The sequence below is a fragment of the Streptomyces sp. WAC05292 genome, from assembly GCF_003949955.1.
GTDB lineage: Bacteria > Actinomycetota > Actinomycetes > Streptomycetales > Streptomycetaceae > Streptomyces > Streptomyces globosus.
Genome location: NZ_RPSE01000176.1, coordinates 1 through 11,868, shown reverse-complemented (window position 1 = coordinate 11,868; position 11,868 = coordinate 1). Strand labels below are relative to the sequence as shown.

The following is an 11,868-nucleotide window of genomic DNA, read 5'->3' as shown; positions in this document are numbered from 1 at the left end:
GGCGGGGCTGTCGCTGCGGCGGTGGGTCGGCAGGGCCGGTGTGCGGTTGGAGAAGGACTGCGGCGACCCTGCGGTCACGCGGGTGCGGGAGGCCGCGGAGGCCGGTGACTGGGCGGGGGTGCGGGACGGGCTCGCCGCGCGGCCCGACGGTGGCGACCGGGCCGGGATGCTGTGGACGCTCTCCGAGGTCGCCGGGGTGGAGGAGTGGATCCACCGGGCGATCGCGGCCGAGCCGGACTCGGCGCTGCCCCTGCTGGTCGCCGGGACGCGTTACGTCGGCTGGGGTTGGGAGGCGCGGACCGGTGCGCGGGCCACGCACGTGTCGCGGGCGCAGTTCGAGGTGTTCCACGAGCGGCTGCGCCGCGCCGAAACGTTCCTCTACGGGGCCGCCGAGCGCGAGCCCGACTGGGCCTCGCCCTGGCAGGTACTGCAGACCAGCGGCCGCGGCCTCGAAGTCGGCCCTGTCGTCGCGCAGCGGCGGTTCGAGGCGGTGGTGCGGCGCGACCCGTTCCACCTGCGGGCCCACCAGCAGCACCTGCAGCAGGTGTGCAGGAAGTGGGGCGGCTCGCACGAGGAGATGCACGCCTTCGCCCGCGAGTCGATGCTGAAGGCGCCCGAGGGCAGCATGCTCGGGCAGCTCGTCGCGATCGCGCACATCGAGCACTGGCTGGACCTCGAAGGCCAGGCGTGCGCGCAGTACATGCGGGGCTCCGGCGTCGTGGGCTCGCTGCGGGAGGCCGCCGACCGGTCCGTCCTCCACGCCGACTTCGCGGAGGGAGACGGCCGGGTGCAGGTGTGCAACTCCTTCGCCATGGCGTTCGCGCTCGCCGGGGACAGGGAGTACGCCCGCCGCTGCTTCGACGCGACCGGCGGCGCCGTCTCCGAGTTCCCCTGGTACTACGTCAACGGCGGCGACCCCGTGGCGGCCTACCGCAAGTACCGCTCCTCCGTCGGCGCCTGATCCCGGGCCGGCCCGCACTCCTCCCCGTCCTGCCGCCGCCCCGCGCGGCGCGCCGAACGAAAGATCCCGTACCGGTGTCGCACTCCGCATCCGCCCACACCTTCCAGGTCGACCTGCGCGGCCTCGTCGACCTGCTCTCCCACCACCTCTACTCCAGCCCCCGCGTCTACCTGCGGGAGCTCCTGCAGAACTCCGTGGACGCCATCACCGCCCGCCGGGCAGCCGACCCCGGCGCACCCGCCGCGATCACCGTGCGGACCGGCGGCACGCTCACCATCACCGACACCGGCATCGGCCTGACCGAGGCCGACGTGCACCGGTTCCTCGCGACCATCGGCCGCAGCTCCAAGCGGACCGCCGACGGCGGCCTGGACGGGGCCGGGCTCGCCGCCGAGCGCGGGGACTTCATCGGCCAGTTCGGCATCGGCCTGCTCGCCTGCTTCGTCGTCGCCGACGAGATCACCGTGGTCAGCCGGCACGCCGCCGACCCCGCCGCGCCCGCCGTCGAGTGGCGCGGCCACTCCGACGGCCGCTACACCATCCGCACCCTCCCGGCCGGCTCCGTGCCGGAGCCCGGCACGACCGTCCGGCTCACCCCCCGCGCCGACAACGCCGAATGGACGACCCACGCGCGGGTCGTCGAGCTGGCCCGCCACTACGGGAGCCTGCTGCCGCACGAGGTGACCGTCGTCGACGAGGACGGCGGGCGCCTCCGCATCGACGAGGCCCCGCCGTGGCAGCGGCAGCACGGCTCGCCGCTCGCCCGCCGCGAGGCGCTGACCGCGTACTGCCGCTCCGTCTTCGACTTCACGCCCCTCGACACCATCGAGCTCGACCTGCCCGCCGCCGGCCTGCGCGGTGTCGCGTACGTGCTGCCGACCGCGCTGAGTCCGGCCCAGCGCGCCGGGCACCGCGTCCACCTCAAGGGGATGCTGCTCAGCGACCAGGCGTCCGAGCTCCTGCCCGACTGGGCGTTCTTCGTGCGCTGTGTCATCGACACGACGAGCCTGCGGCCGACGGCGTCCCGCGAGGCCCTGTACGAGGACGGCACCCTGGCCGCCGTGCGGGACGCGCTGGGCGTCCGCATCCGCGACTGGCTGACCGGCCTCGCCGCGAGCGACCCGGCGCTGCTGCACCGGTTCATCGACGTGCACCACCTCGCGGTCAAGGCGCTCGCCCGCTACGACGACGAGCTGCTGCGCATCGTCCTGCCGTGGCTGCCCTTCGAGACGACCGACGGGAACGTCACCCTGGCGGAGTTCGCGCGGACGCACCGCACCGTCCTCGTGACCCGCAGCGTCGAGGAGTTCCGCCAGGTCGCCCCGATCGCCTCCGCCGCCGGCCTCGGCGTCGTCAACGGCGGCTACACGTACGACCGCGATCTGGTGCACCGGCTGCCGGAGATCCGGCCGGGGACGGCCGTCACCGACCTGGATCCGGCGACCGTCACCGCGCACCTCGACGCCGTGGACCCGTCCGCCGAGATCCGGGCCGCCGCCTTCCTGTCCGTGGCCCGCGAGACGGTCGCCGCACACGACTGCGACGTCGTCCTGCGCGACTTCCAGCCGGTCACCGCGCCGGTGCTGCTGCTGGACAACCGCGAGGCCCGCCACGAGCGGACGCGGTCCGGGCTGGCCGCCGACAGCGACGGCCTGTGGGCCGACATCCTCGGCTCGCTGCGCAGCGAGACCCCGCGCGCGCAGCTCGTCCTCAACCACCTCAACCCGCTGGTCCGCCAAGCCGTGACGATCACCGAGCGCGGTCTCGCCGTCGCCGCGGCCGAGTCCCTGCTGGGGCAGGCGCTGCTGCTCAGCCGGCGGCCCCTGAAGGCGAACGAGAGCGCCCTGCTGAACCGGGCGTTCATCAGCCTCCTCACCCACGCCATGCACCCCGGCGGCGCACAGTCCGCGCCCGGTACCGACGAGCCCCGGAAGGAGCAGTAGATGCTGGACACCCCCGAGGCCGTGTTCGAAGCGCTGCGCGAGAACAACGAGCGCCCGTACGGCCTGCAGCGCACCGTCACCGCGGAGGAGCTGGTCGAGGCCGCCGAGCCGTTCGACAAGCCGGACATCCTGGTCACGGCTCTGATGGAGCTGATGGCGGCGTACGAGAACACCGGCGAGCACCGCAAGTCGCCGGTGGTGTTCGCGCGGCTGCTGAAGCTGTGGGAGGAGGCGCCGGGCTCGTTCAGCGAATGGGAGGCGCACCAGGTCCTGTGGCGCTTCAAGTGGGTGGCGACGTCGCTGCTCCAGGTGCCGGAGGTGCCGCTGGCGACGATCGAGGGCTGGATCGGGCGCATGCGGGAGCGGTACGAGGCGGACGGCCACGGCGTGCAGCCGGTGGCGGCGATGCGGTACCACCTCGCGGCGCACACCGGGGCGGGTACGGATGCGGCGTACGACCTGTGGGCGACCCGGCCCCGCACCCGGCTCAGCGACTGCGAGGCCTGCGAGACGCGCCACCACGCGCTGCACCGGGTCCGCGCCGGTGACGACGCGGCGGCGCTGGAGGTGTGGCGTCCGGTCCTGGAGGGCGCGTCGTCCTGCTCCGACGAACCGCAGATGAGCCAGGCGCAGGCGCTGCTGCCGCTGGTGCGGTCCGGCCGCCTGGACGAGGCGCGCTCGCACCACCTGGGCGGCTACCGGCGGGTCCGCGGCATGACGGGCATGCTGGACGAGGTCGGGCTGCACCTGGAGTTCTGCGCCCTCACCCGCAACGAGGGCCGCGGCCTGGAGATCCTCGCCGAGAACCGGCCGCTCTTCGAGGCGGTCGGCGCGCCGCTGGCCCGCCTCGGCTTCCTGACCGGCGTGCAGGTGCTCCTCGCCCGGCTCGTCTCGGACGGACACGCGGACACGCCGGTGGCCGGGCCGCCCGGGCGGAGCTGGACGGCGGGGGAACTGCTGGAGACCGTACGGGCGGAAGGGGAGTCCCTGGCCGCGGCGTTCGACGCGCGCAACGGCACGACGGGGGTCGGCGACCGGCGGCGCGCACGGCTGGCGTGCGCGCCCCTGACCGGGGAGCCGCTGCCGCTGGGGCTGCGTACGGCCGCCGCGCGTGCGGTGCCCGGCGCCGGGGGCGGCGGGAACGGCGCGTCCGGAGCTCCGGCCGCCCTCGCGATTCCCGAGGACTCCGTCGAACTGGTCCGGGAGGCGCGGCGGATGGCCGCGCAGGTGCACCCCGGTGACACGCCGCTGTGGCAGCGGATCGCCGCCGTGGCCGGCGCGGACGGGTACGTGCACGACGACCGGCTCGGCCCGGAGGGGCGCCTGCGCGCCGAGCTCGTGGAGCAGCGCGCGTACGAGCTGTTCGGGGACGACCGGGAGACCGAGGCCGTGGCCGCGATGACGGAGGCCGCCGGGCTGTTCGGCGCGGCCGGCCGGCCGTGGGACGCGCTCGTGTGCCGTGCGCGGGCCCTGGCCTGGACGTCCGTACCGAGGACCGCGGGTGATTCCGGTTCCGGTTCCGGTTCCGACGGTGGTGCCGGTGGCGGTTCCGCCGGCGCTTCCGATGCCGGGGCTGCTGTGGACCGGGAGGCGATCCGGGCAGGCCTCGACGCGGTCCTGCGCGAGGCGGAGGAACTGGCGGCGTCGGCGGCCGCCGGCGTGGCCGACGCGGAAGATGCGGCCGATGCGGCAGATGCGGCCGATGCGGCAGATGCCGCAGACGCGGCCGAGGAGTACCTGACCGTCGTGTACTTCCGCGTCTACGCCGCCTACCACGAGGCCGTGGGGGAGCTGCCGGAGGTCTCCGCGGCCGCCCTCGAACGGTTCGAGGAGTCCGTCGCCCTCCTGCACTCCGAGGCCGAACGGCTTGCCGTGCCGCACCGCAAGGCGGGCGCGCTGGAGTTCACGGCAGACCTGGCGCTGCGCCGCGGCGACCCGGAACGGGCGGAGGGCAGCCTGCGGGCGGCGCTGGAGGAGGTCGAGGCGTCCGGCCGCCCCTGGCTGGGCATGCGCACGCGCTCGATCCTCGCTCAGACGCTCTTCGCGCAGGGGAAGTACGGGGAGGCCGTCGAACCGCTCCACCAGGTGATCGCGCTCGCCGTACGGCACGGCGCGTCCGACTTCCCGCTGGCCTCCGTGCACGCCATGCTCGGGCACGCGGCCTCGCACGTCGGAGACGCCTCCACCGCGGTGCGGCACCTGTCGGAGGCCGCCGCCCGCCACGACCGGAGCGGCGCGCACGACGCGGCGGCCGACATGCGGCTCCAGCTCGCGGACGTCCTCACGCGCACCGGCCGGCCGGAGGAGGCCGTCGCCGTCCTGGAGTCCGTCGACGCGGACGAGTCGGGTGTCCTCGACGAGCGGCTGCACGCCCAGGTGCGGCTGACCCTGGGGCGCGGCCTGCGCGCGCTGGAGGAGCACCGGGCCGCGGCGGAGGTGTTCCTGCGGCTGGCGGACACCGTCGCGGGCTGGGAGGACGACCCGGCGGTCCTGACGCTGGTGGCGTCGGAGGCGGCGATGTCGCTGGCGGCGGCCGACCGCTGGGACGCCGCCCGGGCGGCGTACGCCCGCGCTGTCGACGCGCACGCGAAGGCGGCCAACCCGCCGATGATCATCCGGATGATGTGCGAGTTCGCCCGGCTGACCCCGCTCGGCGAGCGCACCGGCGCGGAGGACGCGCAGGAGCCGTCGGCGGGGCTGGAGGCGGCGCTCGCCCACTTCGCGGAAGCCGACGCGGTGTGCGCGGCGGTGCCGCAGGACACGGACGACTTCTCCCACGCGTACGAGTCCGGCACCATCCACTACCAGCGGGCCCGCGTCCTCGCCGCGGCCGAGCGCTTCGCCGACGCGCTGGCGGAAGCGGAGGCGTCCGTCGCCGCGCACGAACGGGACGGCGAGCAGGGCGAGGTGCCCCGCGCCGAATCCGTCCGGCTGGCGGCGGTGATCGAGTACAACGGCCTCGGCCGGGCCTCGGAGGCGATGGCCCGTCTCTCGGCCGCCGCCAAGCGCTGCCGCCGGCACGGCCTCGACGAGGCCGCGCAGATCCTGGACGCCCTGCGAGCGGACTTCCGCTCCCGCCAGTCGGACCGCTGAGCCGCTCGACAAGGGCCGGTGCGGCTCAGGGGTCGTCGCCGCGGTCCCAGAGGGTGAAGGCGTCCTCCCAGGACGCCGTCAGCTCGGTCGGGGTGTCGTGCGACCAGTCGGGGGCCGGGTCGGCCAGGACGGCGCGGATGCGGCGTGCGGCCGTGCTGCCTTGGCCCTCGACGGCGACGGCCGTCGCCAGGAGTTCCGCGCCGAGGGCCTGCCCGAGGACGGGGTCCGCGACGGTCCGCCAGAGGCTGTACGTACGGCGGACCGCGGCCCCGGTGTCGGGGTGCGCGGGGCCCTGCAGGGCGGCGCGCAGGCGCAGCGCGTGCAGGTACCAGCCCACCGCCGCCCGGGTTTCGCCGGCCAGGCTGGCGAGGTAGCCGCGTACCTCGCGGATGTCCGCGAGGGCGGTGGTGGGGGTTCCGCCGGTGGCGGCTCCGTAGGCGGCGTCAAGCTGCTCGGCGTGCAGCGCGGCCTCGTCCAGGCTGCCTTCGGCGGCCAGCGCGGCGATGCCGGCGATCCGGGCGGGCACGTCCGGGAGCCCGGCGGGCGCCGACGGTACCGCCGCGGGCGGCTCGGGGGTGCCCGCCGTCCAGAAGGCCGCGGTCACCACGCCCCAGGGCAGGAACACCCCGCCTTCGCTCACCACTGCACCCCCGCCCTTTCGCTCACCACTACACCCCCCGCCCTGCCGATGCCGGTCACCCGAGCCACACGGCTCGACGAGCCGATGCCCACGGCGCGGGCAGCGGCGGCGGCTGTCGTCAGCCCGAGTCGGCGCTTCATCCGCATCGAATTCCCCCGCGCCTCTTCGCCGGTGCGCGACCGCCATGGACAACTGCAACCGGTCAGGCAGTAGTTGCTGTCACCGCGATCGGGTGGCAGATCGTGACACTATGCCATTTGCACTCGTTGAGCAGGACCGTAAATCCGTCAAACGGTCCGCGCGGTGAGCGATGCAGGGTGCACGGCCGTGCCCGCGCGATCGCCGCGCATATGTAATTCACACAAGTTACGCCTTTGTGTGCGGTCGGGGGCCGGGGATTCATGGGACTGGGCGCATCAGCACCGGCGGGGATCCCCGAATCGGCGCGCCTCGTGGTGCCCGTGCTGGCCGCCTCCGGCGGAAGCGGCCGGTCGACAGTGGCTTGCCTGCTCGCGGACGCGCTGGCCCGGCTCGGCGACACGGTCGTCGCCGACCTGTCGGCGCGGCTCTGCTCCCCCTGGCCCGCCTGGACGGCGGGCACCCGGGGCGGCGGCGGTCTCGGGGCCCTTCCGCCGGACCGGCCGCTCAGCCGGGCCGAGATCCGCGACGCGGCCGCGGTCCGGCAGGCGGCCGAGGGCGAGTGGTCGGTGCTGACCGACGGCCGCGAATGGAGCACCGCCCCGCTGCCGCTGCCCCTCCCCGCCGACCCCGCCGCCTGGTACCAACTGGCCGCCGCGGGCGGCTGGCAGCTCTTCGTCGCCGACACCGCCCACCCCGTCGCGCACGACATCGCCACGGCCCACTGCGCGGGCCTGCCCGGCCTGACCCGCGGCTGGTGCGCCCTCCCGTACACCGTGCCCGTGCTGTGCGCGCAGCCCACCGCGGGCGGCGTACAGCTGCTGCACCAGGCCGTGCAGGTCCTCCGCCACTGCGGAGGGGTGCCCTTGGAGCGCACGGTCGTCGCGTTCTCCGCCGCCTCGGACGGGGCCCTCCCCGCGGTGGCCCGTGCGGCCGCGGCGACGCTGGCCCCGCACACCGCGGCCGTGGTGCACCTCCCGCACGACCCGGACATCCGGGCGCACGGCCTCGCGGCCCGGCCGTCCCGCATCCGCGACCGTACGGCGGAGGCCGCGCGCGACCTCGCCTCGGCGGTGCTCTCCACAGCCCACGGAGCCTTCGGAAACCCGCTGCCACCGGCGCCGCGTCCCGCGCCGATCCCCTGGGTGGTCTGACGCGGCCCACGCGGATCGGCGCAGGCGGTGCTGCGATCGGAGCCGCTTCGTGCGGTGTCCGGGCGTGGAGGCTTGTCTGCGACAGGAGTGTCACAAGGTGGCGTGAGCGCTTGGTTCACGGCCCGGGGGCGGGGTGACAGTTGTCCCCCTGTTATCGCCCGCGTCATTCTCGACATCGGCGGCGTTCTCAAGTGCACCCCGGAGACGGGGTGGGTGCAGTGGTGGGAGGAGAGGCTGCGGCTGCCGCCGGTCACGGTGCACCAGCGGGTGGGCGACATCTGGCGCGCCGGCACCGTGGGGCAGACCAGCGAACGGGACGTGCACGATCAGGCGGCCGCCCGCCTCGGCCTCGACGCAGCGGCCGTAACGGCCCGCGCGGTGGGCATGCAGGCCCACTTGTTCACGGACAACGCTGCCGCGATCGCGTCGGGCGGGCCGGCGGTGTGATGGCGCCCCCGGCGTTCGGTGCCGGGAGCGCCACCGGCCGCGGTGGCCGTGCGGCCGGCGGGGTGTCACAGGGTGCGGGCGGCGATGTTGCCGTAGGCGGTGGTGGCGTGGATGGCGAGGGCCGGGGCGTCGCCGTCGGCGTTGGCGAGGGCGTTGTGGATGCGGCCGTAGGAGGTGCCGGCGTCGAGGGAGGCGGAGGTGCCGCGGGCGGCGCCGACGCTGATGTCGCCGTGCTCGGTGCGCAGCGTGAGCGGGCCGGCGCTGGCCTCGGTGACCGTCAGGTCTCCCTTCTGGGTGCGGAGTTCGGCAGGTCCGGTCAGGCGGCCGACGGTGATGTCGCCGGCCTGGAGGGTGATGCGGGCGCCTGCCGCCTCGTCGAGCTTGACGGTGCCGTGCGCGCTGTCGTAGGCGACCTCGCCCAGCCGTCCGACGCCGCGGAACTCGGCCGAGGCGGTCCTGGCCTCGACGCGCGAGCCGGCCGGGAGCTGAACGGTGACCTCGACGAAGCCGGCGCCGCCCAGGATCCCCTTCTTCTTCGGCGTCGTGATGGTCAGGACGCCGTCGGTGCAGGCGACCGCCGTCTCCTGCGCGGCGGTGACGTCGCGGTCCTTGGAGGCGTCCGCGGGCCGCACCTCGACGGTGGTGTCGGCCCGGTCCGCGGCGATGAAGCGGATGCTGCCCGCGGGGACGTCGAGGACGACGGAGGCGGGGGCGGGGGTGGCGAAGGTCTGCATGTGGGTTCTCCCTGAGTGGGTCGGCGGGCCCTTGTGGCCCGTTGTTTCCGACGAGGGAAAAGCTACGTTGCGTTTGAGGCGCGGGCAATTGACGCGTTGTTAGTTTCGTTTGTTTGTGCAGGTCAAAGGCTTCAAATCGTTGCGTCAGGTCGAAAATTAACGCAACAATCACCTCACATACGTTGCAATGAGTCGCGAATGAACGCTATGCTGGAACCCCGAATCGCAAAGGAGGCCGCCATGCCGGGAGGCAGGCTCACCCAGCAGGAACGCCAGCAGATCGCACTCGGACTGGCCGACGACCTCGCGTACGCGGAGATCGCCCGGCGCCTCGGCCGCCCGACCTCGACCGTCACGCGCGAAGTCATGCGCAACGGCGGCCCCACCGCCTACCGCGCCGACCTGGCTCATCGCGCCACCGAGCAGCGTGCCCAGCGCCGCAGGAAGCCGGCCCCGCGCAAGACTCCGACGACCCGGCTGCCCCACGGCCGTGACGCCGAGGAGGTGCGCCGGTACGAGGAGGAGTTCACCACCGTCCTCATGGGATCGGGCGCCCCGAGGATGATGGCCCGCGTCATGGTGTGCCTGTACACCACCGACGCCGGCAGCCTCACGGCCGCCGAGCTGGTCCAGCGCCTCCAGGTCAGTCCGGCATCCGTCTCCAAGGCGATCGCGTTCCTGGAGGAGCAGGGCCTCGTACGCCGCGAGCGGGACGAGCGCCGCCGCGAGCGCTACATCGTCGACGACGACGTCTGGTACCAGTCGATGCTGGCCAGCGCCCGTTCCACGGCCCAGCTCGTCGTGGTCGCACGCCAGGGCGTCGGCGTCCTCGGCCCCGGCACGCCGGCGGCCGCCCGCCTCGAGAACATCGCGCGCTTCGTCGACTTCGTCACCGAGAGCCTCATCCGCGCCGCGGAGCAGGCACGCGACATCCTGTACGCGAAGCCCGCAGGCACCGAACCGGAGGACAGCGCCGGGACGGGCCCGGAGGCCCCGCAGTAGAAACACCGCGGAAGGGTCGGCGCCTGCCGTCGTCGGGGGCGGCGGGGATGCGCCACGGGGAACGGCATCGGCGAACACACTGACGGCCAAAGCCGGGGGGCTGTGGCGCGTTTCACGCCCCGGCCGGCGGACTGGGCGGGCAGCCGCGCGTGCCCCGAGCGCTGCCCTCGCCGACCTGCTGCCCGTGTTGGCGCTCCATGTGCCGCCGCTCTCGCATTCGGCGACTTTGTCCCACGTCCCGGCCTCGGCCGCGCTCGCGCCCGTGGCGGCGAGCAGCGGCATGGCCAGCGCGGAGCCGGTGACTCCGGCGGTGACGACGATGGCGGGTACCTGGCGGGGGCGTCTGTGGCGGCCGTTCCCGGAACGCATGTGATGCACCTTTCGCATAACGGCGTGGTAACGGCAGAACCTAGCGGCCTTCGAACGATTGTCACAAGTTGAGCAAGAAATTGATTTACCATCAGAAACTCTTCAGATGTTTCGAGGTGTGAAGCGGACGGGAAGGGTGCGCAGGCCACGCATGATCAGTCCGCCCCGCCATCTCAGGTCCGTAGGCGGAACTGCCAGTTCCAGATCGGGCAGACGCGTCAGCAAAGTCGCAAGCGCCGTCTGACCCTCCAGCCGGGCCAGCGGTGCGCCCAGGCAGTAGTGGATCCCGTGCCCGTACCCCAGGTGCTGGTTGTCACTCCGCGAGAGGTCCAGGGTGTCCGGCTCGGCGAACCGCGCCGGGTCCCGGTCGGCCGCGGCCAGGACGACGAGTACCGGGTCGCCGACCGCGATCTCCTGCCCGCCGAGGACGAGCGGCCGGGTGGCGAACCGCCAGGTCGCCAGCTCCACCGGCCCGTCGTAGCGCAGCAGTTCCTCGACGCCGGTCTCCAGCAGGTCCCGCTCGCCGGCGGCGAGGGAGGCCTGGAGGCGGGCCCGCTCGCCCGGGTTCACGAAGAGGGAGTGGACGCCGTTGCCGATGAGGTTGACGGTGGTCTCGAAGCCCGCGAAGAGGAGGATGAACGCCATCGCGGTGGCCTCGGCCTCCGTCAGGTGGTCGCCGTGGTCGCTCGCCCGGATCAGGTCGGAGATGAGGTCATTGCCCAGATCATCCCTTTTGCGGTGGATGAGTTCGCCGAGATAGGCCCGCATCTGCTTCACCGACCGGGCCACTCCGCCCCTCGGCCCGCCGCCGTGCCGGATCATCATCCCGGCCCAGTCCCGGAAGTCGTCCTGGTCCTCCCGCGGGACGCCGAGCATCTCGCAGATGGCGTAGATGGGGAGCGGGAAGGCGAACTCGTGGATCAGGTCCGCCTCGCCCCGGTCCGCGAACGCGTCGATCAGCTGGTCGGTCAGCTCCTGCACCCGCGGCGCGAACTCCGCCACCCTGCGCGGCGTGAACGCCTTCGACACCAGCCGCCGCAGCCGCGTGTGGTCCGGTGGGTCGATGTTGAGCAGGTGCGTCATCAGCTCGGCCTTGCGCTCCCCCGGGATCCCGGTCTTGCCCTTGGCGTGCGCCGGCTCCGCGTGGTGCTCCGGGTTCTTGCTCAGCCGCTGGTCGGCGAGGGCCTGGCGGGCGTCGGCGTACCGGGTCACCAGCCACGCCTCCACCCCGCTCGGCAGCCGCGTGCGGTGCACCGGGGAGTGCTCCCGCAGCCAGGCGTACGCCGGGTACGGGTCGGTGGCGAACTCCCAGTCGAACAGGGTGGGGCCCTGCGGGGGAGCGGGTTCTTCGGAGGCTGCGGAGGTCGGCTCGTGCACGCCCCGACCG

At 74.0% G+C, this 11,868-nt stretch carries 9 protein-coding genes and 1 pseudogene; 6 read left to right on the top strand and 4 right to left on the bottom strand.

Going from position 1 to position 11,868, the window contains the following annotated elements; genetic code table 11:
• From EF903_RS18960 to EF903_RS18950, 3 genes are all read left to right on the top strand, one after another.
• The coding region (locus EF903_RS18960) for a hypothetical protein (protein ID WP_312845944.1) at positions 1 to 961 on the top strand (961 nt) is incomplete at its 5' end.
• A 74-nt stretch (positions 962 to 1,035) separates the two neighbouring features.
• A complete protein-coding gene (locus EF903_RS18955) occupies positions 1,036 to 2,904 on the top strand; it encodes an HSP90 family protein (RefSeq protein ID WP_125544726.1) in 1,869 nt (622 codons plus the stop codon).
• Positions 2,905 to 5,997, top strand: a complete 3,093-nt coding sequence (locus EF903_RS18950; protein WP_125544724.1) for a hypothetical protein — start codon at positions 2,905 to 2,907, stop codon at positions 5,995 to 5,997. It abuts the gene before it with no gap.
• Positions 5,998 to 6,022: 25 nt separating this feature from the next.
• On the opposite strand, the gene EF903_RS18945 is transcribed toward EF903_RS18950, so the two are convergent.
• Complete coding sequence (locus EF903_RS18945) at positions 6,023 to 6,637, bottom strand: hypothetical protein (RefSeq protein WP_125544722.1); 615 nt, start codon at positions 6,635 to 6,637, stop codon at positions 6,023 to 6,025.
• Positions 6,638 to 7,038: 401 nt separating this feature from the next.
• Between EF903_RS18945 and EF903_RS18940 the strand changes: the two genes are divergently transcribed.
• On the top strand, positions 7,039 to 7,929 hold the full coding sequence (locus EF903_RS18940; protein WP_125544720.1) for a hypothetical protein: 891 nt from the start codon (positions 7,039 to 7,041) through the stop codon (positions 7,927 to 7,929).
• 102 nt (positions 7,930 to 8,031) lie between these two features.
• Positions 8,032 to 8,376: a hypothetical protein gene (locus EF903_RS36115; protein ID WP_399421188.1), complete on the top strand. Its 345-nt coding sequence runs from the start codon at positions 8,032 to 8,034 to the stop codon at positions 8,374 to 8,376.
• A 65-nt stretch (positions 8,377 to 8,441) separates the two neighbouring features.
• On the opposite strand, the gene EF903_RS18930 is transcribed toward EF903_RS36115, so the two are convergent.
• Positions 8,442 to 9,110, bottom strand: a complete 669-nt coding sequence (locus tag EF903_RS18930; protein WP_125544718.1) for a DUF4097 family beta strand repeat-containing protein — start codon at positions 9,108 to 9,110, stop codon at positions 8,442 to 8,444.
• A 240-nt stretch (positions 9,111 to 9,350) separates the two neighbouring features.
• On the opposite strand from EF903_RS18930, the gene EF903_RS18925 reads away from it, so the two are divergent.
• Complete coding sequence (locus tag EF903_RS18925; RefSeq protein ID WP_125544716.1) at positions 9,351 to 10,112, top strand: helix-turn-helix domain-containing protein; 762 nt, start codon at positions 9,351 to 9,353, stop codon at positions 10,110 to 10,112.
• A gap of 177 nt (positions 10,113 to 10,289) precedes the next feature.
• Here the strand turns inward: EF903_RS18925 and EF903_RS18920 are convergent.
• Both EF903_RS18920 and EF903_RS18915 read right to left on the bottom strand, forming a co-directional pair.
• Positions 10,290 to 10,481 (bottom strand): annotated as a pseudogene (locus EF903_RS18920) (transglycosylase family protein); the annotation flags it as partial.
• 102 nt (positions 10,482 to 10,583) lie between these two features.
• On the bottom strand, positions 10,584 to 11,858 hold the full coding sequence (locus tag EF903_RS18915; protein ID WP_125544730.1) for a cytochrome P450: 1,275 nt from the start codon (positions 11,856 to 11,858) through the stop codon (positions 10,584 to 10,586).
• Between the last annotated feature and the right edge of the window lie 10 nt (positions 11,859 to 11,868).

Coding starts and splice junctions, on each gene's coding strand:
- EF903_RS18950 (WP_125544724.1), top strand. CDS start 2,905: ATGCTGGACACCCCCGAGGCCGTGTTCGAAGCGCTGCGCGAGAACAAC.
- EF903_RS18930 (WP_125544718.1), bottom strand. CDS start 9,110: ATGCAGACCTTCGCCACCCCCGCCCCCGCCTCCGTCGTCCTCGACGTC.
- EF903_RS18925 (WP_125544716.1), top strand. CDS start 9,351: ATGCCGGGAGGCAGGCTCACCCAGCAGGAACGCCAGCAGATCGCACTC.
- EF903_RS18940 (WP_125544720.1), top strand. CDS start 7,039: ATGGGACTGGGCGCATCAGCACCGGCGGGGATCCCCGAATCGGCGCGC.